Source organism: Polaromonas sp. P1_E3 (genome assembly GCF_056405935.1).
The window spans coordinates 1-20,874 of sequence record NZ_JBFUBD010000040.1; the positions used below are offsets into that span (position 1 = coordinate 1).

At 62.0% G+C, this 20,874-nt stretch carries 20 protein-coding genes; 12 read left to right on the top strand and 8 right to left on the bottom strand.

Annotation, left to right across the window (positions count from 1 at the left end; all coding sequences use genetic code 11):
* Positions 1 to 175: 175 nt before the first annotated feature.
* The 6 genes from AC1D0Z_RS07990 to AC1D0Z_RS08015 all read left to right on the top strand — a co-directional run bounded on the left by AC1D0Z_RS07990 (position 176) and on the right by AC1D0Z_RS08015 (position 6,970).
* A complete protein-coding gene (locus AC1D0Z_RS07990; protein WP_477657715.1) occupies positions 176 to 2,905 on the top strand; it encodes a polysaccharide deacetylase family protein in 2,730 nt (909 codons plus the stop codon).
* A 68-nt stretch (positions 2,906 to 2,973) separates the two neighbouring features.
* Entirely contained in the window at positions 2,974 to 3,729 is a 756-nt protein-coding gene (locus tag AC1D0Z_RS07995; RefSeq protein ID WP_477657716.1) for a tRNA-uridine aminocarboxypropyltransferase, read from the top strand.
* 78 nt (positions 3,730 to 3,807) lie between these two features.
* Complete coding sequence (locus tag AC1D0Z_RS08000; RefSeq protein WP_477657717.1) at positions 3,808 to 4,395, top strand: putative glycolipid-binding domain-containing protein; 588 nt, start codon at positions 3,808 to 3,810, stop codon at positions 4,393 to 4,395.
* Between the two features lie 72 nt (positions 4,396 to 4,467).
* Positions 4,468 to 4,833 (top strand): hypothetical protein, encoded by a 366-nt coding sequence (locus AC1D0Z_RS08005; protein ID WP_477657718.1) that lies wholly within the window; start codon positions 4,468 to 4,470, stop codon positions 4,831 to 4,833.
* Positions 4,834 to 4,923: 90 nt separating this feature from the next.
* Positions 4,924 to 5,823, top strand: coding sequence for a hypothetical protein (locus AC1D0Z_RS08010; protein ID WP_477657719.1), 900 nt, complete (start codon positions 4,924 to 4,926; stop codon positions 5,821 to 5,823).
* A gap of 226 nt (positions 5,824 to 6,049) precedes the next feature.
* The gene (locus AC1D0Z_RS08015; protein WP_477657720.1) at positions 6,050 to 6,970 is read left to right on the top strand and encodes a hypothetical protein; all 921 of its coding nucleotides are present in this window, start codon (positions 6,050 to 6,052) and stop codon (positions 6,968 to 6,970) included.
* Positions 6,971 to 7,115: 145 nt separating this feature from the next.
* Here the strand turns inward: AC1D0Z_RS08015 and AC1D0Z_RS08020 are convergent, their stop codons facing one another.
* Positions 7,116 to 7,304 carry a hypothetical protein gene (locus AC1D0Z_RS08020; RefSeq protein ID WP_477657721.1) on the bottom strand — a complete coding sequence of 63 codons (189 nt, stop codon included), beginning with the start codon at positions 7,302 to 7,304 and terminating at the stop codon, positions 7,116 to 7,118.
* Between the two features lie 193 nt (positions 7,305 to 7,497).
* Here AC1D0Z_RS08020 and AC1D0Z_RS08025 point away from each other — a divergent pair, with 193 nt between their 5' ends.
* The 3 genes from AC1D0Z_RS08025 to AC1D0Z_RS08035 are packed head-to-tail and all read left to right on the top strand — an operon-like array spanning position 7,498 to position 10,325.
* On the top strand, positions 7,498 to 8,310 hold the full coding sequence (locus AC1D0Z_RS08025; protein ID WP_477657722.1) for a MipA/OmpV family protein: 813 nt from the start codon (positions 7,498 to 7,500) through the stop codon (positions 8,308 to 8,310).
* Between the two features lie 31 nt (positions 8,311 to 8,341).
* Positions 8,342 to 9,049, top strand: a complete 708-nt coding sequence (locus tag AC1D0Z_RS08030) for a response regulator transcription factor (protein ID WP_477657723.1) — start codon at positions 8,342 to 8,344, stop codon at positions 9,047 to 9,049.
* 7 nt (positions 9,050 to 9,056) lie between these two features.
* Entirely contained in the window at positions 9,057 to 10,325 is a 1,269-nt protein-coding gene (locus AC1D0Z_RS08035; protein WP_477657724.1) for a sensor histidine kinase, read from the top strand.
* 151 nt (positions 10,326 to 10,476) lie between these two features.
* Here AC1D0Z_RS08035 and AC1D0Z_RS08040 read toward each other — a convergent pair whose 3' ends face one another.
* From AC1D0Z_RS08040 to AC1D0Z_RS08065, 6 genes are all read right to left on the bottom strand, one after another.
* Positions 10,477 to 11,184: a B3/B4 domain-containing protein gene (locus tag AC1D0Z_RS08040; RefSeq protein WP_477657725.1), complete on the bottom strand. Its 708-nt coding sequence runs from the start codon at positions 11,182 to 11,184 to the stop codon at positions 10,477 to 10,479.
* 69 nt (positions 11,185 to 11,253) lie between these two features.
* On the bottom strand, positions 11,254 to 12,159 hold the full coding sequence (locus AC1D0Z_RS08045; RefSeq protein WP_477657726.1) for an AraC family transcriptional regulator: 906 nt from the start codon (positions 12,157 to 12,159) through the stop codon (positions 11,254 to 11,256).
* 76 nt (positions 12,160 to 12,235) lie between these two features.
* Positions 12,236 to 13,240: an ABC transporter ATP-binding protein gene (locus AC1D0Z_RS08050; RefSeq protein WP_477657727.1), complete on the bottom strand. Its 1,005-nt coding sequence runs from the start codon at positions 13,238 to 13,240 to the stop codon at positions 12,236 to 12,238.
* Positions 13,237 to 14,211, bottom strand: coding sequence for an ABC transporter ATP-binding protein (locus AC1D0Z_RS08055; protein WP_477657728.1), 975 nt, complete (start codon positions 14,209 to 14,211; stop codon positions 13,237 to 13,239). The genes AC1D0Z_RS08050 and AC1D0Z_RS08055 overlap by 4 nt, the downstream gene beginning before the upstream one ends.
* A complete protein-coding gene (locus AC1D0Z_RS08060; protein ID WP_477657729.1) occupies positions 14,208 to 15,149 on the bottom strand; it encodes an ABC transporter permease in 942 nt (313 codons plus the stop codon). The genes AC1D0Z_RS08055 and AC1D0Z_RS08060 overlap by 4 nt, the downstream gene beginning before the upstream one ends.
* 15 nt (positions 15,150 to 15,164) lie before the next feature.
* Positions 15,165 to 16,136 (bottom strand): ABC transporter permease, encoded by a 972-nt coding sequence (locus AC1D0Z_RS08065; protein WP_477657730.1) that lies wholly within the window; start codon positions 16,134 to 16,136, stop codon positions 15,165 to 15,167.
* A gap of 464 nt (positions 16,137 to 16,600) precedes the next feature.
* Here AC1D0Z_RS08065 and AC1D0Z_RS08070 point away from each other — a divergent pair, with 464 nt between their 5' ends.
* The 3 genes from AC1D0Z_RS08070 to AC1D0Z_RS08080 all read left to right on the top strand — a co-directional run bounded on the left by AC1D0Z_RS08070 (position 16,601) and on the right by AC1D0Z_RS08080 (position 19,699).
* Positions 16,601 to 17,644, top strand: a complete 1,044-nt coding sequence (locus tag AC1D0Z_RS08070; RefSeq protein ID WP_477657731.1) for a porin — start codon at positions 16,601 to 16,603, stop codon at positions 17,642 to 17,644.
* Positions 17,645 to 17,754: 110 nt separating this feature from the next.
* On the top strand, positions 17,755 to 18,885 hold the full coding sequence (locus AC1D0Z_RS08075) for an ABC transporter substrate-binding protein (RefSeq protein ID WP_477657732.1): 1,131 nt from the start codon (positions 17,755 to 17,757) through the stop codon (positions 18,883 to 18,885).
* A gap of 40 nt (positions 18,886 to 18,925) precedes the next feature.
* The gene (locus tag AC1D0Z_RS08080) at positions 18,926 to 19,699 is read left to right on the top strand and encodes an IclR family transcriptional regulator (protein ID WP_477657733.1); all 774 of its coding nucleotides are present in this window, start codon (positions 18,926 to 18,928) and stop codon (positions 19,697 to 19,699) included.
* A gap of 33 nt (positions 19,700 to 19,732) precedes the next feature.
* On the opposite strand, the gene AC1D0Z_RS08085 is transcribed toward AC1D0Z_RS08080, so the two are convergent.
* Positions 19,733 to 20,874: CocE/NonD family hydrolase (locus tag AC1D0Z_RS08085; protein WP_477657734.1), on the bottom strand; the 1,142-nt coding region annotated here is incomplete at its 5' end.

Here is a 20,874-nt window from a genome sequence, read left to right on the forward strand (position 1 = left end):
AGTTGGTCCTCAGCCACTGTACGTGCGTCCGGCACCCAACCATGTTCGCATGAGCAGGCGTATGTCTGTCAGGGCTGTTATCAAACCGTTCCAGCTTATGAACAGGTGCTAATTTCAGCATCTCAAATGGTAGATTCAGAAAAAGCCCAGCCCCGAGCCCAATAAAAACAAACCCATGAACAATAAAACCAAGATCGCCCTCGCCGCAGCCGGAGGAACCCTGTTACTGGTGGTGGCCACCGCCATCGTCATTACCCTTGACTCTGGCCGCAGCAAGAAAGACGCACCACCGCCTGCCACCGCCTTGGCTGCCTCGCCACTCGACACCAGCAAAATCCTGACGGGCATGCAAGACCTGCTGGCCAGCTACCGAAAAATCATTGTGCTGTTTGCCGATGAGAAGAAGCTGGGGGCGGGTGAGCGGGCCATGGCCAACCAGGTGGGGCAGGGGCTGTTTCATGACAACCGTGCGCGGGTGGCCGAGATTGAGGCGCAGCTGGCGGCGCTGGTGGCTTCTGGCAGTGCGCAGCGCTTTGATGCGATTGCGGGCATCCTGGACTATGTGGAAAGCGACAAAGGCCTCTTTGACGCTGACCGGCTGGCTTTTCGGGAACTGCTGCGCAGCCTGCAGGCCAGTGTGGCGGCTGATTCGTCACTCCCGGCCATCAAGCTGCACAAGCGCATTGGTGAAGACCTGGACGCGCTGATAGAAATTGAGCGCAACTACGAAAAGGAAATTCGCTTGGTGTTCGGCCGCTTTGAACCGCGCGCGATTGAGCTGAAGCGTGAGCGCTGGGAAGACTATGTGGCCAGCCTGAAGAAGCGCTACACGCGCGAGCAGATTTTGAAAGACTTTGGCGTGGTGATGCCTTACGCGTTGCCCAAGCCCACCACGCGCAAAAGCAAAGATGAAGAAGAGGGCGAGGTGTTTGGCTACAGCCTGCCGCCCAAGACCATCGTGCTGACGTTTGACGACGGCCCGCACGGCGTTTACACCAATGAGATCGCCGCCATCCTGAAGCAATACAGCGTGCCGGGCATCTTCTTTCAGGTGGGCAGCAACCTGGGCACGGTGGCCGCCGACGGCAAAACCAAACTGGGGCCGCGCGCAGACATCAGCCGCAAGCTGCTGGAAGCCGGCCACACGCTGGCCAACCACAGCATGACGCATGCGCAGCTTTCCAAGCTCAATGGCGCGGGCCTTAAATCTGAAATGTTGGGCACTGATGAATTGCTGAAAGCGGTGGATGCGCGGCGCTCGCCGCTCTTTCGTTTTCCGTATGGCGCGCGCAACGACGAGGGGCTGGACGTGCTGTCGGCCGCGCACCTGCGCTCTGTCATGTGGAACATTGACTCGCTCGACTGGGCCGACCCGGTGCCCAGCTCGATTGTGGAACGCGTGCTGAAGTCGGTCGAAAAAGAAGGCCGCGGCATTGTGCTGTTTCATGACATTCATGAACGCACGGTGAAGGCACTGCCGGCCATTCTGGAACGCCTGGTGGCCGACGGCTACCAGTTTGCGAGCTGGGACGGCAGCGGCTTTACCGTGGCCAAGGGCGCCGGCGTGGCGCCCGCCCCGCAGGCGGCCAACCCGGGCTACAGCGACTCGTGGGCCATTGTGATTGGCATTGACGACTACGCCAGCTGGCCCAAGCTGCAGTACGCGGTGCGCGACGCGCGGGCCATTCGCGAAACATTGATTCAGCGCTTTGGCTTTGCCAGTGACCACGTGATCTCTTTGGAAAACCGCGAGGCCACGCGCACCGGCATATTGGCCGCCTTTCACGACAAGCTGGCGCACAGCGGCATGAAGAAGAACGACCGGCTGTTTGTGTTTTTTGCCGGGCACGGCGCCACACGGCAGCTGAGCTCGGGCCGCGATTTGGGCTACATCATTCCGGCAGACTCTGACCCGAACAAGATTGCGACCGACGCGGTGCCCATGACCGAGCTGCAGAACATTGCCGAAAGCCTGACGGCCAAGCATGTGCTGTTTGTGATGGACGCCTGCTACAGCGGGCTGGGCCTGACGCGCGGCGCGGGCTCTGGCAACTTTTTGCGCGACAACGCCAAGCGCCTGGGCCGGCAGATGCTGACGGCCGGTGGCGCCGACCAGCTGGTGGCCGATGGCGGGCCGAACGGGCATTCGGTGTTTACCTGGACGCTGTTGCAGGCCATGGGCGGCAAGGCCGACCTGAACGGCGACGGCCTGATCACTGCGACCGAGCTGGCCGCGTATGTGGCGCCGGCCGTGGCGTCGGTGTCGCGGCAGACGCCGGCCTTTGGCAGCCTGCCGGGTTCGGAAGGCGGCGACTTTGTGTTTGCGCTGCCGGCAGAGGCCGAGTTTTTGAGTGCGCAGACAAGCCAGCTGTCTGGCGATGCGATTGCGCTGAACAGCAAACTYGACGCCACACGCCCGCCCGCTGCCGCGCCCACGGCGGGCAGCGATGTGCCGGTGGCGGCACCAGCCACAGCAACGGTGGTCATCAAAGACCTGCAGGGCGGTGAACAAAAAATCACCACGCCGCTGGCCGTGCCCAGCTCGGCACGGCAGCTGGCCCAGCGCGCCAATGACCGCGGCCTGCAGCTCTACAAAGAAAAGCTGTATGCCGAGGCTGAAGCCCAGTTCACCGAGGCGCTGAAGCTGCGCCCCGACTTTGCACTGGCCGCCAACAACCTGGGGTTTGTGTATTTCAAACAGGACAAGTTCAAGGAAGCGGCACGCTGGTTTGAGAACACCGTGAAGATGGACCCTTCGCGCGCGATTGCCTACCTGAACCTGGGTGACGCCCATGCGCGGGCAGGCGATGGCGAGAAGGCGAAGAAGGCGTTTCGCAACTACCTGGAGCTGGCACCGAATGGGCCGGGCGCAGCCCATGCGAGGCAGCAGCTTGAGAAGGCTTGAAGCTGCTTGAAGCTGGTTAGAGCAGGAGGGCGCTGGGATGGCCGGCGCGATTTGGCGATACTCTGCGCATGACACCTGCGCTCCCATCTGAGCCCCATGCGGTTTCGCGCCTGCGCACTGCGCGGCTGGCGCGCGCCTCCAAACCTTTTCTGGCCCGTGGCGGCCCGCGCAATGCACGCTGCGCCGGTTGCCGCCTGATGGCCAGCCACTGCATGTGCGCCCTCCGCCCCACGGTGCCCACACGCGCGGGTGTGTGCCTCATCATGGCCGACATCGAAGCGCTGAAACCCAGCAACACCGGCTGGTTGATTGCCGATGTGGTGGCGGACACGTTTGCGTTTGAGTGGGCGCGCACCGAGGTCGACCCCGCACTGCTGGCCTTGCTGGCGGACCCRCAGTGGCAACCCTATTTAGTCTTTCCTGGCGAGTTTGTGGCGGCTGAGCGGGTGGTGGCGGATGTGATGCCTGCAGACGCATCAAAAAGCCAGAATGCGAAGCGCCCGCTGTTTGTGCTGCTGGACGCGACCTGGCCCGAGGCACGCAAGATGTTTCGCAAGAGCCCCTACCTCAATCACTTGCCGGTGCTGAGTTTGCAGAGCGAGCAGCTGTCTCGCTACAAGCTGCGGCGCTCGCAGCGCGACACGCACTTTTGTACGTCTGAAGTGGCGGCCCTGTGCCTGGAACTGGCCGGTGAAACGCATGCGGCGCAAACGCTGGAGGCTTACCTGGATGTATTTACCAACCGCTATTTAAAAGCCAAGCAGCAACAGCCGCTGGATCTGGAAGACACGGCGCACCAGCGTTTGCGCGGCTTACGTTTGTAGACAAGTCTCCAGGCGCAGGCACTGGCACCCAGGCGCCTGACCGGCGCACAATGGTTGCCCTTCGAAAAGGTCATACCCATGGTGAGCGAAACATCTCCTTCATTTCGAACGATCTGCTGGCAGCCCACATGGAACCCTGCTTCGCCGGGCCTGGGGCTGGAGCATTTGCTGTTGGCGCAGGGCCAGGCTGACAGCGTGGTGCTGGCGGTTGATGAAGACCAAGAGCCCTTCCGCCTGGCCTACAGGCTCTACTGGGACGACGCCTGGCAGCTTCGCAGTGCTGATTTCTTTTTGGCCAAAGCCGGCGTCAATCGGCTGCTGAGCCTGCGCACGGACGGCAAGGGCCATTGGCAGGATGGCGAGGGTCGGCCGCTGGCCGACCTGGACGGATGTTTGGACATCGACATCTGGCCGACGCCGTTTACCAACAGCTTTCCGATTCTTCGCGAGCCCATGGCTGTGGGGGAGCGGCGCAGCTTTCGCATGGCCTGGGTGCTGGGGACGGAGTTGACGGTCAAGCCGCAGGCACAGGCCTACACGCGCCTGAAAGACAGGCTGTACCTTTTCGAGAACCTGGATGGCAGCGGCTTCAAGGCGGAACTGCCGGTGGATGAAGACGGCATCGTGCTGGACTACCCCGAGTTGTTCCGGCGGGTGAAGGTTTGAAGCGGGGCCCTGCACCGTCATCGGCCCTATAGTCCACACTGTCAGACCATCACCGCACCACCGGCACTACCCATGAACCAACCTGGCTACCTGCGCAAACGCCCCTCATCTGACGAGAGCGAAGGCATTGTCTGGCGGCTGGTTGCCGCGCTGGTGGCCGTGCCGCTTTTTGAGGCGTCACTGTTTCTGGGCATGTACCTGATTTATCCGTCGCGCGGTGTGGCGTACCTTTTCATGGCCATCCCGCTGTGGATGCACGGTGTGTACGCAGGCGCGGCCGCGTTGGTGGGGTTGCTGTTTGGCTTTAACGGCATCACCTGGCTGCTGGGCCACCTGTTCTTCACGCACCATGAAAACGAACGCAACCGGCTGGTGACGGCGCTGCTGTGGGGTGGGCTGGCGGGGCTGGCGTTTGTGGCTTCGCACTTTGTGGCGTAGCACCTGCGCTGACATCTGCTTGCATTGAGCCCGGCGCAGCCATGCGGCCGCTGCCCTACAGTCACATCCTTCTTCACCTTCTGGATACCCATGCGCCCCAGCTCCCGGCTTTTCTCTTGCACCACGCTTGCCGCCTTTGCCCTCACCTTGCTGCCGCTGGCCGGCGCGCTGGCTGTTACCACGGCTGAACAGCCGTATGTCGGTGGCTACACCCAGGGTTCGGTCGATTCGCGTGCGCAGCTGATGCTGCTGGACGACAACACGTTTTGTTTTAGTTTCATGGGCGGCTCGCTCGACATGCTGGCCGGCGGACGATGGAAGGCCGAGGGCAATGGCGTGCGCCTGCAGGAAGTGCGGCAGAGCGGTTCCGTCTTCCCGGTCATGGGCAGGCAGGTGGTTCAGCCGAAACAGACCGTGGAGTTTGACTTTCATGGCCATTCGCTTTCTCGCGCGGTGTCGGTCGCGTTTGCCACCGGCGCCGACGAGTCCTTGCCCACCAGCCTGCGCAGGCTCTTCAAGGACGGCCACAACGGCTGGTCTTCCAGCTACAAGCTGTCGCCCCTGCCGGCAGCGCAGGTGCGCTACTTTTATATCGCCGACGCGGAAGTGGATGCCAATGGCCAGCCCAAGCAGCTGCGCGTGGTGCAGTACCGGCGTGGTGATGCGAACACGATGCGCGTGGGCTACAACCCGGCGTTTGGCAACCCGCCGCTGAACCAGCTTGCCACGCTGAACGACGACGTGCTGCAGATTGATGGCCGACGCTTTGGCACGCGCAAGGAGCTGCCGGAAAGAGCCCTGGAAAGAATACGCACGGCCTGCATACAGCCAGCGCTGGCCGAGCCCAAACGCCCCAGCGAAGAAGAAGCCGCAGAGATAGCGGCCGGACGCGCGACGTCCGTGAAACAGCCGCCGCTGGTGCCGGTGAAAACTTTCTACCTGCCGTTGACGGCCCTGCAGGGCGCGCCGTACTTTTCTGACGACAAGTAGGCTGGATATTTCGCTGCGGCGGACGGTGCTTGCTACCAAATTAATAGCTGGTTGCGCACGTTCTTATTGGGCTGCGGGCATATTCAATGCCTGAATGCGCCCAACAGGGCGGCTTTCATTGCCCCGGCCGCGGCCGCACACCGACGTCCTGTTACTTATACCGGCGCGGCCAGGGCATCTGCTGTACTACATTCATGGGCTTCAACACCCACCGGACTCACTGCCCATGCGCTCCACCTTCCAGCCTCTTGGCACCACCCTTGCGGCCTTCGCCCTCTCCCTGCTGGTGCAGCCCGGTGCGCACGCCGTTACCCCGGCTGAAAAGCCTTATGTGGGTGGCTACACGCAGGGCTCTGTCGATTCGCGTGCACAGCTGATGCTGCTGGACGACAACACGTTTTGTTTTACCTTCATGGGCGGCTCGCTCGACATGCTGGCGGGCGGGCGCTGGAAGGCCGAGGGCAATGGCGTGCGCCTGCAGGAGGTTCGGCAAAACGGCGCGATCTTCCCGGCTTATGGCAAGCAGGCGCCCGAGCAGAAGGACACCGTGGCGTTTGACTTTCATGGCTATTCGCTTTCGAACGCCACGTCTGCCGTGTTTGCCACGTCCGGCAGTGATGCCCTGCCCACCACGCTGCGCCCGCTGTTCAAGGAAGACCACAACAGCTGGTCTGACAGCTACAAGCTGCCGCCGCTACCGGCGGCGCAGGTGCGCTACTTTTATATAGGCGACGTGGAAGTGGACGCCAACCGCCAGCCCAAACGGCTGCGCGTGGTGCAGTACCGGCGCGGCGATGCGAACACGCTGGCCGTGGGCTACGACCAGTCGTTCGGCAACCCGCCGCTGAACCTGTCTGCCACGCTGAAGGGCGAGGTGCTGCATGTGGACGGCAGCCGCTTTGGCAAACGCGACGAGCTGCCGGGCGAAATTCTGGAAGGCATTCGCGCCGCCTGCATACGGCCGGCGCTGGTGCCCGGCGCCAAACGCCCGGCGGAAGAAGGCAGCGAAGAAGAAGCCCAGGACAAAGCCGCCGCGGCCTTGGGCAAAGTGGTGGTGCGCAATGCACCGCTGGTGCCGGTGAAAACGTTTTACCTGCCGCTGACGGCCATGCAGGGCGCGCCGTACTTTCCCGGCACGGATAAGTAAACCCATCAAGCCCCCCAACGCCGGCAGGTCGCGTTAGCGGCACGGGGCGCCCACCCACGCTACTAAATTAGTAGCTGCTTGCGCCCGTCTTCATTGGGTTGCAGCTATTTTTATCGCCGACACCGCCTTTTCCAGCATCAGTCCCTCATCGCTTGCGCCCGCGCACCACGCCGGGCTTGCCGGCCGATGCGCCCAGAAAAAACATCGAAAAAAGTGGGAGTGGTGCCCTGATGGAAGGGTCGTGCTTGAGCGAGCGCGGGTTTTCGGCGCGGGCAAGGGCAGGTTTGACGGCCGGGGAAGGGGCGGCGTAAGGGCGGGCCTGGCGTTTTGTCATCTGGGTGTCTCCGGTTTCGGAAAGGCAAACAAAGGCGGTGATGGTCGGTGCTTGCTGTCGCCGCGATGTCGCGATGCGTTCTTCTACACGGCATCCGGCCGCGACATCTCCGCGACAGCGGCGCGGCACAGTGCGTCCAGCCTGGCAGTCCGCCGGCGCCTTTTTTCCAAAACCGTCCAAGAGGAAATCTCCTATGAAACGCAAATCTGTTGTTGTTCCCGCCGGTGTGGTGTTGCTGTCGGCGCTCACGGGCATTACGGGAATTACGGGCGCCCATGCGCAGCCGAAGCCCGAGCCCGGGGCTTCGCCCTGGGGCCTGGGTGTGGGCATGGCGGCCCGCACCGACATCTACGCGGGCGAAAGCAGCAAGCTGCGCGCGGTGCCGCTGATCAGCTACCAGGGCGAGAAGTTTTTCTGGCGCGGCATCAGCGGGGGTTACCACTTGCTCAGCCGCGACGGCTTCACCTTCGATGCCACCCTGGGTGCCCGGCTGGACGGCATCAAGAAAGAAGATTTCGGCGTGGCCGAGCTGGCGGCCCGGGGTATCAACCGCAATCTGCTGGAAGACCGTGACGGCGGCCTGGACCTGGGAATCGCCGGGTCCTTCAAGGGCCAGATGGGCGTGGTGGAGCTGGCGCTGAAGGCCGATGTGTCGGGCGCGAGCAAGGGTTACGAGGCCTCGGCCAAATACGGCTACCCGCTGCAGTGGGGGTCGGCCACGATCACGCCCAGCGTCGCGGTCAGCCATTACTCGGCCAAACTGGCCAACTACTATTTCGGCACGCTGGACGCGGAAGTCGCCCGGGGTGTGGTGAACTACAAGCCGGGCAGCGCGGTGATTCCGCGTGTTGGTATTGAGGTGATGCGGCCCTTCGCCGACAAATGGATTCTGGCGGGCGGCCTGTCTTACAGCGCGCTGCCGGGCAAGATCCGCAACAGCCCCTTGGTAGACAGGGACGCAAATGGGGTAACTTCGGTTTTTGTCGGGGTTTCCCGAAAATTCTGACGCCGTCGCGCTACAACGCGCAAGGACTGAGATGGACATGATTGAAGGCCCGCTAAGCATCCTGATCGTCGAGGACAACGCGCCCATGGCGGCGAATATCTACGACTACCTGGAAGCCTGCGGCCACAAGCCCGACGCCGCACCTGACGGCAAATCGGGCCTGGGCATGGTGCAGGCCAATCACTACGACGCGATCGTGCTGGACTGGATGATGCCGCGCATGGACGGCGTGACGATGCTCACGCAGCTTCGGGGTGAACTCAAGTCCCGGACACCGGTGATCATGCTGACGGCAAAAGACCAGCTGGACAACAAGCTGCAGGGTTTTGAGGCCGGGGCCGACGACTACCTCGTCAAACCCATCGCGCTGCCGGAGCTGGAAATGCGGCTGCGCGTGCTGGTGACGCGCAGCCATGCAGCGCAGGCCCCGGGGCAGGTTTTGGAAGTCGGCGACCTGCGCTTCAACCTGCAGTCGCTGGTCGTGACCCGGGGTGACCGCGAACTGTCGCTGTCACCGATCAAACGGCAGATACTGGAGATCCTGATGCGCCGCTCGCCGCACATCGTGAGCCGTGAACACCTGGAGTCGCAGATCTGGGGCGGGCGCACCCTGGACAAGGACATCCTGAGGTCGCACATGCACCTGCTGCGCAAAGAGGTCGATAGCGAAGGCGCCCGGAAAATCCTGCGCACGGTGCTTGGGCAGGGCTACAGCCTGCGGGTGCAGGATGGCGAATAAACCGCGCATGTTTGACCTGCATTGGCGCATCAGCGCGCTGTTTGTCGCTTTCGGCGCGCTGCTGGCGCTGGGGGTCAGCCTCTCGGTGGGTTTTAGCCAGGTGATGATCATCCACCCCGTGTGGGAGCAGATACTTCAATCAACCACCCAGCATTACATTGCCACCAGCACGGGCAACAAACCTGTGGTTTTGCCTACGAAGGGCAGCTACATGGGGTGGCACCTCAAGAACGGCGCGGCCTTGCCCACCGACATGCCGGCCTACCTGGCCACGCTGCCCGCCGGGTTCTACAGCGAACAGGACCTGGACAAGTTTGACGGGCACGACTACGCGGCCCTGGTCACACCGGTCGCAGACGGCCGCGTGATCACCGTCATCGACATCACGGACCTCGAACAACTGCAGAACAAGTTCGGCATCGGGGGCTTGATCTTCGTGCTGGTCAACCTGGTGCTGGTGGGCGCCACGCTGCTGTGGCTACACGGCAGCCTGCGCAAGCCGGCGCGCGACCTGGCGCAAAAAATGGCAGCGCTGGACCCGGAGCAGCCGTCGCAGCGGCTGTCGGTCGATTACCCGCAGGCGGAACTGCACGACATCGCGATGCAGGTCAATCGCCACCTTGAAAGGGTGGAGCGCTTTATCGAACGGGAACGCAGCCTGCTGGACCAGGCCAGCCATGAGTTCCGTACCCCGGTCGCGGTGATCAGCGGCGCGGTGGACGTGCTGGCCAGGCAGACCCTTCCCGCACAGGCCAAAGGGCCGCTGGACCGGATTCGCGGCACGGTCGACAACCTGACCGAAACCATGGGCGCGCTGCTTTACCTGTCGCGCGAGCCGGACGGCAACGCGAAGGTGGAGACGACCCGGGTCGACCTGATACTGCAGGAGCTGATGCAGGACCATGAGCACCTGCTGGCCTTCAAGCCCGCGCGCTTTGTGCTGGTCGAATGCGTGAGCCTTTCCGTCGAGGCGCCGGAAGCGATGGTCAGGATCGTCATCGCCAACCTGCTGAGGAATGCGGCCGAGAACACGCAGAAGGGCGACGTCACAGTCAGCCTCACGCCGCAGAGGCTGCGGGTAAGCGACTCCGGCGAAGGCTTCGACCCGGTGGAGGCCGCGCGCAGCTACAGCGCGGCCTTGCAGACGTCCATGAAGCCCGGCGGCGGCCGGGGCCTGGGGCTGTTTTTGACGAAGCGGATCTGCGAGCGCTTCAAATGGTCGCTGGCCATTTCGTCGGCGGTGAGCAAAGGTTCGGTGGTGGACATTCGCTTCTAGCTTCTGGTGATGTCATGCCCTGCTCCAGCATCCAGGGCTGCACGACTTTCTGCTACCAAATTAATAGCTGCTTGCGCACGTCCTTATTGGGCCGCAGCCACTTTTGACGCCTGAAAATGGCCTGAAAAGACCTCCATCAGACCTTGCGACCTTACCCACCCGGAAAATCAAACTGCGGCGCGCTGCTGCTGAGAACCGCGGTAACGGGCACAGCCGGCCAGACGGCCGCCAGCTCGGCGGCGAGTGTGCTGATGAGCTGGCGCACATCGTCGGCCGCCGTGGCGTGCAGGGCCTCGGCCACGATGAGCACACGCTGCGTGCCGGCACTGACGGCCGAGAGGCCGCTTTGCCGGTGCGTCCAGCGGCGCGCGTGGGCGGAGGGGGGCTGGGCCGCGTCGGCAAAGATCACTTCATGCGGCTCGGGGTGTTCTGTTTCGCCGCTGAAGGCCTGGTAGCTTTCAGCGCCGGTGGCGTAGCGCACCTCCAGCTGCTGCGCGACCTTCGCTGCATCAAACACGGCGATGGGAATGGCGAACGCGATCGACACGGCGTTGCACAGGTCAACCAGGGGGTGCAGCTGCGGCAGCGCGCCCTCCTTGCGAAAGCGGCGCAGCAGTGATTCAGACGCGCAGCGGTACTGCGTGGGCTTGAAACCCATTTTTGAAAACGTGCGGCGCCAGGCCTGCACTTCGGGCAGCTCGCCTTCGGCACTGTTGGCAAGGCGGGCGGCAGCCATCGCGTTGAAGCGGTCGACCTGGCCGGAAACGTCTGCATCGGCTGTGATGCCGGTGGCGGCCAGCACGCCAGGTACCAGCTCGGGGTAATCGGCCCAGATGGCCGGGGAATGGCGAAAGAACATGCGCAGCTGCCTCGTGAGAAATGAAAACAGCGGCCAGCATGCCGCCGCGCGCGCACGCTGTCTTGAACGTTATTGCAGCGGGGTCTTATTCATGGCCTGCTGCCAGGCGCCGGGCGTGAAGCCAAACTGGCGCGCAAACAGCCGCGTCATGTGGCTCTGGTCGGCAAAGCCGCAGGCCGCGGCCACCTGCGCCAGCCCGGCGCCGCTGCGGATCAGGCCGCGCGCGTGCTCGGCACGCTGCTGCAGCAGCCAGGCGTGGGGCGTGAGGCCAAAGGCTTTTTCAAAACGGCGCAGCAGCTGGAACTTGCTGAACCCCGCCGTGTGCGCCAGCTCCGTCAACGTGGGCGGGGCCAGCAGCCCAGCGGCCAGATGGTCGCGGGCGCGCTGCAGCTCTGGTGAAGACGATGAAGGCGCTGATGTGCGCGATGAAACCTGCGATGGCGCGGCAGGCAACACGGCATGGCGGTGCAGAAGCAGGGCACAGGCGCGAACCAGCGACTCCTCACAGGCCAGGGCCGCCGCGCCGCCGCAGACCGTACCGGCGTCCCATTGCTGCAGGCGGCCGAGCAGCTGCTGCAGCGCACTGCGCAGGCGGACGTCTTGCGCGACGGGATGCGTGAGTTCAACGCCGGTGGCCTGCGCGGCGTCCGACGCATCTGGTCCATCTGCCAGCACCGAGGCGATGGCCGCCGGCTCAAAATACACCATGCGCCAGCGGCGCGAAGGCCCCCCCAGCGGCCGGCCGTCATGCACTTCGCCGGGGTTGCACATGATGACGTCGCCCGCATACGCATCGACCGGCCCGCGCCCGCTGGCCGAGCTTTGCGCGCCCTGCTCCATCAACCCCACGCCATACACCGCATGCCAGTGGCGGCCGAAGTGGCGCGCACTTTGCATCTCTGTGGCGTAAATGCCCCCCCAGGGTGAGCCGAAGACGCGGCCCTGGTGGGCGGGTGATGCGGGTGTGGAGGGCATGGCGTGATGATGCCTCGGGAATGCGCGGCGCACCAGCCCTCCTGCTAGACCCTCCCTCCAAAACGGCACCCTGGTGTCAGGGCTCCGCGGCTTTTGGCGTGGTGGTATTCAGGTGGCAGGCCGAGATTTGCGATGGCGCGACTTCAATCAGGGCCGGCCGGACCTCCCGGCAAATGGGCATGACATGTGGACACCGCGGATGAAACGCGCAGCCACTGGGCACGTTCATCGGGCTCGGCATCTCGCCCGCGATCGGCCGGTAGGTCAGCGGTTTTGCATCCATGCGCGGCGCGTCGGCAATGAGCGCCTTCGTGTAGGGATGGTTGGGCTGGCTGAAGAGCGTTTCCGTTTTGGCCAGCTCCACGATGCGGCCAAGGTACATGATTGCCACACGGTCAGCCAGGTACTCCACCACGGCCAGGTTGTGGCTGATGAACAGGTAGGCAAGGTTCTGCTCGCGCCGCAGCTTCTGGAAAAGATTGAGCACCTGCGCCTGGATGGACACGTCAAGCGCGGAAACAGCCTCATCACAGACGACCAGCGAAGGCTTCAGGGCCAGCGCCCTGGCAATGGCGATTCGCTGGCGCTGCCCCCCCGAAAACTGGTGCGGATAGCGTTCGCCGTAACTGGCGTCCAGGCCTACCTGCTCCAGGAGGCCCCGCACAAATGAGTCTTTGTCCTTGGCGGAAACCAGCCCGTGATAGATGGCCGCCTCGCTCAGGAGCTGGTCCACACGCAGCCGCGGATTGAGCGAGCCATAGGGATTTTGAAACACCATCTGGACGTTTCGATGGACATCCGCAAGATAGGGCTTGCCCGGCACCTGGTGAACTACAACGTCGCCGCTGGACGGTTCCAGAATGCCCGCCACAATCCGCCCGAAGGTCGATTTGCCGCAGCCCGACTCACCCACCAGGCCGACGACCTCTCCCGCCTCGATCTGCAGACTGACGTCACTCACTGCGGACACCTGTTTGGGTGCCTTGCGGGCCAGCTTCAATTTGCGCGCCAGTTGCCCGCTCCAGGTTTGTGCGGCACCAAACCGTTTCGAGACATTGGCCGCTTCAAGGATCGTGGTCATGCGTTGTGGCCTGTGTAGGGGTGAAAGCAAAGAAACTCCCGGTCATCTGTCCGGGTCAGGCCGGGCATCTTGGTGCATGCTTGCGTTGCCCGGCTGCAGCGGGGCGCGAACGCGCAACCGGACGGCAGATTGAGCAAGGGCGGCGTACTTCCGGGAATGGGCTTGAGCAGGGAGCCTCGGTCCTGAGACTTGGGCAATGAGTCGATCAAGCCGCGCGTGTAAGGGTGTCTCGGCGACCTGATCACGTCAGCGACCGCGCCTTTTTCGACGATGCGGCCGGCATACATCACGCACACGTAGTCGGCCAGGTCTTTCACCACACTCAGGTCGTGCGTGATCCATACCAGTCCCGTTCCGCGCTCTTTTGTCAGCTTGCGGATCTGGTAGAGGATCTGCGCCTGGATCGTGACGTCGAGCGCGGTTGTCGGCTCGTCGGCGATGATCACGGCCGGCTCATTGACGATGGCGTTGGCGATGGCAATGCGCTGGCGCATGCCACCGGACAGCTCATGCGGATAGGCGCGCATCCTCTCGGCCGGCGCCGGTATTCCCACCGCGGCCAGCGCGGCGCATGCCCGTTCCCTGGCGTCTGAGGGCGACACCTTGTGGTGAATCCGGATGGTTTCCGTGAGCTGGTCTCCCACCCGGATGACGGGGTTAAGCGACATCATGGGGTCCTGGAAAACCATCGCCATCTCTTTGCCCCGAATCCTGTTCCATTCGCGGGCGGAGGCGGCGCGCAGGTTATTTCCCCGAAGGAGAATTTCACCGGCAACGATCCGGCCGGGAGGGTCCACCAGGTTCATCAGGGACATCGCCGTCACGGACTTCCCCGATCCCGACTCTCCGACCAAAGCAACTATCTCCCCTTGCCCGACCGAGAAGGAGACGTCGTTCACCGCCCTGGCGACACCGGCCTTTGTCTCGAAGTGGGTCTGAAGACCATTCACCGTCAATGCACTTGTGCTCATACCTGATCCAGCTTGGGGTTGAAGACAACGCGCAGCCGGTCACCGATCAGGTTGATCGACCCCACCAATAGCACCAGGGCCAGCCCGGGATAGACAGAGATCCAGTACTTGTTCGTGAGCATGTACTCGAACCCGTTGGCAATCAGCAAGCCCAGCGAAGGTTCTGTCTGCGGAAGCCCTATGCCCAGGAAGCTCATGGTGGCTTCCAGGCTGATGGCATGCGCCGTCTGCAGGGTGCCGGTGACGATCAGCGTTCCCATGCAGTTCGGCAGCACGTGCCGGAACATGATCCGCCTGGGAGGCAGGCCTTGCCCCATCGCGGCCTCCACATACTCCTTCTGTTGCTCCACCAGCGCAGCCCCACGCACGTTGCGGGCGTAGTAAGCCCATTGAACAATGATCAGGGCCAGCAGGGTCTTGTCGACGCCCTGGCCCAGCGACGCCAGAAGCACCAGGGCGATCAGGATGGCCGGCAGGCTCAGCTGCAAGTCGACGATGCGCATGAAAAATGAATCCACACGCCCGCCAAAATAGGCGGCCGTCAGCCCCACTGTTGTTCCGATGCAAAGTGCGGCCAGTGCACTCAGAAGGCCGACCGCCATGCTGATGCGAAGCCCGTAGAAGATCGCGCTGATCAGGTCGCGCCCGGCCCCGTCGGTGCCGAGGACGTGCAGCATTCCGCTCACTTCGCTGCGCGCACCCGGAATGAGTTCGGCGTCCACGATGGATACGGAGGCCAGGTCGTACGGATTCTGCGGCGAGAAAAGCGGCGCGCCCAGTGCCACGATGAGCAGCAGCCCGAAGACCACAAGCGCTACCAACGCAATTTTGCTGAGCAGGAATTGCCGCCGGATGCGGCCCCAGGGGGTTTGCACCGGCTGCGGCGCCGGCGGGCTCGCCCGCTCTTCTTCCGGATTCAATGATTCGGTCTGGATCATGGGGTCACCTCATTTTTATTTGCTGCGGGCTCTGAGCCGGGGATCAAGGATCACGTACAGGAGGTCAACCAGGAGGTTGATGGAGACCACCAGAAGGACGGTGACCATCAGGTAGGCCACGACGACCGGCCTGTCGAGATGCAGGATCGAATCAATGATGAGTTTTCCCATGCCCGGCCACGCAAAGACTGATTCGGTCACAACGGAAAAAGCGATGAGGTGGCCAAACTCGAGCCCGACGGCGGTAGCGACGGGGATCATCACATTCGGGGCAATGTGCCTCACCAGGAGCCTCAACCCGGACACGCCTTTTGCGCGCGCAAACCGCACGTATTCCTGTTGCACCACGTCGCGGGTTCCAGTTTCTGTCAGGCGAATCACCATCGCGATCTGGAATATGGCAAGGGTCGTCGCCGGAAGAATCATGTGCTTGAGGCCATCCCAGGTCAGGAAGCTGAAGGCCACACCGAAGAGCTGTTCGGTATCGCCCCGCCCGCCGGATGGAAGCCATCCAAGGTTCACGGAAAAGATGAGGATGAGGATGAGCCCCTTCCAGAACGTGGGAATGGTGACCCCCGCGATTGAAAATCCGGCAATGAKCTTGTGAACCCAGGAGTCCGGCATCAAGCCCGCGACGAGCCCGAGAGGAATGCCGATGGCCAGCGCCAGTATCAGCGCGACAAACGCCATCTCCAGGGTTGCAGGCATGCGCTCCAGAACAATGCCCAGTGCCGGCCGGTTGAAAACAAACGATCGACCAAGGTCTCCCTCGGCAGCGTGTTTCACAAACAGTGCGTATTGCTCGTAGATCGGCCGGTCCAGCCCCAAGGTGCGCGCTGCGGCCTCTACTTCTTCGGTAGAAGCATTCGGGCTGACAAGCAGGTGTATGGGATCGCCAATGAGGTGAATGCCCGTAAACGCGATGGCGGACATCAGCGCCACGACGATGAGGCTGTCGCGCATCCGCTGGAATATGGGGCCAAACATCAGATGGTGTCCTTATCACTGACCGCGACAAGGGCCAACCCCTCATATCGCATGCCGCTTCGCTCGAGCCCGCGGCCTCCACCCGGGTAGGCCGCAACAGGTCCCCTATTGCACGTCACTTTCATCAAAAACTCCAGTCTGCGGGAGGCCTCCCGCCGATACGTCACGTTCGCACAACTGCTCGCAATTTAGGGGCCAACCAATGCCCTTGCCAGCTTTCACCTTGTGCATTCGCGGCAACAGCGCCGCGAAATTTCTTGACAGTCATCACCGCTTCATGATCTAGTTGTAACGCTGTTTGATACAGTGTATCGCTAGTCAATACAAAAAAGCAAGCGAGTTTTCAGGATTTATGACGGTCGGCGAGGAGGGAAGCAGGAAAGACCTGGGCGGATTTCGCCCATGAGCATCTACGCGGCGGTGGTTGATTCCCCGCCATTTACAAGACTTTTCAGGAGTGAGAAATGAAATTCAAGATAGCTTGCCTGGCGGCGATTGGCGCCGGTGCAATAACCGCAATAGCACCTGTTGCCGCGCTGGCGCAAAGCACGGTAACGGTCTACGGGAGGGTGGACACGAGCTTTGAGAACTCAAAGACCGGCCCGGTCTCGCAGACGCTCATCACGGGCAACGCGTCCCGGTTCGGCTTCAAGGGAACCGAGGACCTGGGCGGGGGCCTCAAGGCCCTCTTCGGGATCGAGGCTGCMATCTCTTCGGACACCGGGGCGACGACCTCGCCGATGTACCGCAACTCCTATGTCGGCATCAGCGGCGACTTCGGCGTGGTCAACATCGGGCGCATCGACTCGGCCGCKCCCAGCCGCACGCCGATCTATGCGATCCTGGGGCGCAACGTGGAGTACGTCATCCACGATGCCGGCGCCACCGCGATCGGCTCCTCCATCTTCAACGCGCGCACCCGGGTGTCCAACGCGATCGGCTACGCCAGCCCRGTGGTCAGCAACTTCGTTTTCCGCGCCGGCCACTACTTCAATGGTGAAGGCCTGACGGAAGCGSCGGCCGGCCCGATCCGCTTTGARAGCGACTACAAGCAGACCGATGTCTCGCTGAGCTACGGCGAAGGCGGCGGCCCGCTGGGCCTGGGGGTGGGTTATGGAACCGACAGCAAGCGCGGCGGCGCGCTGCTCAATGATTTCAAGAACAAGTGGATGCTGGTGGGCTCCTACGACTTCGGCGATATCCGGGCCTGGGCGGTTTACAACCGCGACAACTTTCAGGGCAATGCGCTGTCGCGCAGCAAGGTGGATGCGCAGATGATCGGCGCTTCCTGGGACCTCACGCCCAGCAGCAAGGTCATGGCCAACTACATCCGCAAGGAYGTGCAGAGCGATCCKGCSGSCAAGCTCAAGCGCTTTCAGGCGGGCTAYTCCTACAAGATGAGCAACCGCACGTCGCTGTATGCCTTCTACGACCGGAACGATCCCAACARCCGGGTCGCCAATGACGTGGTCCGCGTTTACGGCGTGGGCATCCAGCACAACTTCTGAGCCCTGGCATTGGTGTAAATAGCTGGTACGCAAAGCCCGCCTCCGGCGGGCTTTTGTCATGGACAACAGGAACGCCTTAGAGGGGCTCCATCATTTTGGAAAGCATGGGTATGTCACTTAAACATTGGATCAGTACAGGCATTCTGGGAACAGTTTGTGCTGTTGCCTCATCCGCTCCGCAAGACATCGTGATCGGCCAGATCGGCCAGCTTAAAGACCCGAATTCCGCGGCAAGCCAGGTCAAGTTGGGCGTGCAACTGTATTTTGATGTCGTCAACGACCGGGGTGGCGTTAACGGTGCGAAGCTGAAACTCGTCACCAGAGACCGGGGGCCGGACGGGCCGGACTCGGTGGAAAAAACGCGGGAAATCATCCAGGAAGAAAAGCCTGTTGCATTGGTCGGATTTTCTGGAACCGCGCCTGTTGAAGCGCTGGTTCAGGAAAAAGTACTGGCTGCGGCCGGCATCCCGTTGGTCGGGCCGCGAACAGGCGCTGTCTCGCTCCATCAGCCGGTGAATCCCTGGATTTTTCACACGCGCGCCAACTATGCCCAGGAGGTGCAAAAGATTGTGTCTCACATGAGCATCATCGGGCACAAGCGCATCGCCGTTCTTTACGAGAAGAGCCCGTTTGGCATTGAAGGTTACGACCGGGCTCTACACGCGATCAAGGGGAAAAACCTTCAGCTCTCGGGCAGTGCGAGCTACGAATACGGCACAACCAATGTCAGTGAAGCGGTCGCCACGATTCTCAAGGCCAGACCCGACGCGGTTATTGCCGTGGCGACGAGTGCCGCAACCGCCGAGTTCTACAAGAATTTCCGTCAGGGTGGAAGTTCGGCGTTTGTCGTCGCCCTTTCGGTCACCGACGGTGCCGCGGTCGTGAAAAGAATCGGCAAGCAGGCCGCCTACGGCTTGGGCATAGCGCTGGTGGTGCCTGATCCGTCGAGCAAAACCTCCACGCTCATCAGGGAGATGCAGGAAGATCACAAGAAATTCGGCGCACCAGGATCTGATTTGAATCTGGCGGTGACCGAAGGGTACATTGCGGCAAGGGTGCTGGCCGAAGGCCTGAAACGCGCGGGGCCGAATCCCACTTCCGCAAAACTGAAACGTTCCCTGGAATCATTGAGGGATCTGAATCTCGGCGGATTCTCTGTSAATTTTTCYCCGAYAAATCACTCGGGCTCGWCYTATGTCGACATCATCGTACTGRGCCCTGACGGTAGAATGCTTCGCTAACTCAAACATACCCGTTGAAGTAAGCCAGCGGCAAAAGGCAATGGACTATAACGTAGCGTCGGTAGATGAAGCACTCGGCTTATTGATGCTTGTAGCCCAGAACCCCGGCCTGGGTGTGACCGAGCTTTCCAAAAGATCTGAAATTACCAAAGCCAGGGCGTTCCGCCTTTTGAGCACGCTGGAGCGGCGTGGTTTCGTGCAGCGATCAGGTGATGCGGCGACCTACCATCTCGGCTACAACGCATTGCTTGTAGGCCTGGCTGCCGACGAGCAGGTCAGCCTGGTCAGGCAGGCCAGCAAGTATCTTCAGCAGCTGGCCAGCAAATTCAACGAGATTGTCCAGATCCGCGTCCGTGACGGCTTTGAATCCGTCTCCGTGGCCCGATGGGACTCCACCCATGATGTACGTATCCATGGGTCCGTCGGCATGCGGCGGCCCCTTCATGGCGGTGCTTCGGGCAAAGTCCTGCTGGCCTATGCCCCCGCAGAGTTTCTGAACGAATTTTTCGCACAGGACTTTCAGAAGTTCACGCCCAACACCATCGTTCAGCGCGCCAAATGGAACGAGGAGCTGATCAAGATCCGCAAGCAGGGTTACGCCACTTCCCTGGGCGAAATCACGAATGAGGTGCTGTCCGTGGCGGCACCGGTGCGCGACGGGACATCAAAAGTCATCGCCGCCATGGCGATCTCCATTCCTTCAAGCCGCATTACGGCCAAAGGGCTGGAGAAACTGGCCAAGCCGCTGTGCGCGGCGGCCTACGACCTTTCGGTTGAGCTCGGGTATCGTCGCTCCGACGCCTCTGCCGATTAGCGGCAGCGCACCTGGTGGGGTGCGCTGCAGCCACTACTGAGAACGCTTCGGGATCACAGGGAGCACCACATGCGATGGATGCTGGCTGCTCATGTACACCTTGTTGAGCGCCGTCCTGCTCGTCGTTGCCTGCGCCTCGGGGTCTCCAGTATTCGGGTTGACGTCAAAGTGCGGGAAGTTGCTGCTCGAAATGTCTACCCGGATGCGATGCCCCGCCTTGAACAGGTTGCTTGTCGGAAACGCCTCAATGCGGATGGGGTACACCGTTCCCGGCGTCATCAGCTCCGGGTGCTCCCATGAGTCCCTGTACCTCACGCGCAAAATCCCGTCAGTGAGGTTCATGGCGAAACCCTTTGGGTAGTCTTCGCTTTGCGGATACACATCGATCAGCTTGACGGTGAAGTCCGTGTCCGGGCAGTCGGAGGATATCCACAAATTCGCTACCACCGGCCCTGTAATCTCAACATCCTCTGCCAAGGGTTCGGTCGAAAAGGCAAGCACATCTTCACGGTGGGCCAGCGGGTAAAACGGTTCTGCGCAACCAAAGAAGCGCTCATCGGTCGTCTGGTCAAATGCCCCGGCCAGTATGCCGGGCGGGCGTGAAACCACGCTGCCGCCCAAGGTGGGCACCGGATTTTTGGGGTCAAACCGATACGCCAGCGCACCGTGATGTCTCTCTGGAGGAGACAGAGACAGCGAACGCTCAACGTGAAGATGGTAGGGCTTCCACTGCGTATCCGGAATCGGCCAGTCCTGCTCGGAACGCCAGGTTCCACCATGGTCAAGCCGGCCCTCGCTGTTTTTCCTGCCGGAGCCGCCGCCCATCACGAACAGCCTCACGGTGCCGTTGTCTTCGGCGGCCGGAAGGCCTTTGAGCCAGCGGTCAAACCATTTGAGGCGTGCCTCCAGAAAGCTTTCGGCAACGTGATGGCCAAAAGTGGATTCTTCGCCGAAGTCCACATCGCCTGAATAGGTCAACCACCTGTTTCCATGCACCCACGGACCAAAAACAAGTTGCACCGGCGCGCCGAGTTTCTTGAGGCTGATGTAATTTTCGGCTGCGGTGCGCGTATAGACGTCATACCAGGAAGACATATGGACTGTCGCCACATTCTTGAGGTGATGGTAGAACCCCTCCGCATAGATTCCGGGCTGCTTCCAGTACTCGTCGAACG

Bases quoted from the DNA above. Each gene is read 5' to 3' on its own strand.
- AC1D0Z_RS08000 (WP_477657717.1), top strand. From the start codon at position 3,808: ATGGTGAGCGAAACATCTCCTTCATTTCGAACGATCTGCTGGCAGCCC.
- AC1D0Z_RS08005 (WP_477657718.1), top strand. From the start codon at position 4,468: ATGAACCAACCTGGCTACCTGCGCAAACGCCCCTCATCTGACGAGAGC.
- AC1D0Z_RS08010 (WP_477657719.1), top strand. From the start codon at position 4,924: ATGCGCCCCAGCTCCCGGCTTTTCTCTTGCACCACGCTTGCCGCCTTT.
- AC1D0Z_RS08015 (WP_477657720.1), top strand. From the start codon at position 6,050: ATGCGCTCCACCTTCCAGCCTCTTGGCACCACCCTTGCGGCCTTCGCC.
- AC1D0Z_RS08020 (WP_477657721.1), bottom strand. From the start codon at position 7,304: ATGACAAAACGCCAGGCCCGCCCTTACGCCGCCCCTTCCCCGGCCGTC.
- AC1D0Z_RS08025 (WP_477657722.1), top strand. From the start codon at position 7,498: ATGAAACGCAAATCTGTTGTTGTTCCCGCCGGTGTGGTGTTGCTGTCG.
- AC1D0Z_RS08030 (WP_477657723.1), top strand. From the start codon at position 8,342: ATGGACATGATTGAAGGCCCGCTAAGCATCCTGATCGTCGAGGACAAC.
- AC1D0Z_RS08035 (WP_477657724.1), top strand. From the start codon at position 9,057: ATGTTTGACCTGCATTGGCGCATCAGCGCGCTGTTTGTCGCTTTCGGC.
- AC1D0Z_RS08040 (WP_477657725.1), bottom strand. From the start codon at position 11,184: ATGTTCTTTCGCCATTCCCCGGCCATCTGGGCCGATTACCCCGAGCTG.
- AC1D0Z_RS08045 (WP_477657726.1), bottom strand. From the start codon at position 12,159: ATGCCCTCCACACCCGCATCACCCGCCCACCAGGGCCGCGTCTTCGGC.
- AC1D0Z_RS08050 (WP_477657727.1), bottom strand. From the start codon at position 13,240: ATGACCACGATCCTTGAAGCGGCCAATGTCTCGAAACGGTTTGGTGCC.
- AC1D0Z_RS08055 (WP_477657728.1), bottom strand. From the start codon at position 14,211: ATGAGCACAAGTGCATTGACGGTGAATGGTCTTCAGACCCACTTCGAG.
- AC1D0Z_RS08060 (WP_477657729.1), bottom strand. From the start codon at position 15,149: ATGATCCAGACCGAATCATTGAATCCGGAAGAAGAGCGGGCGAGCCCG.
- AC1D0Z_RS08080 (WP_477657733.1), top strand. From the start codon at position 18,926: ATGGACTATAACGTAGCGTCGGTAGATGAAGCACTCGGCTTATTGATG.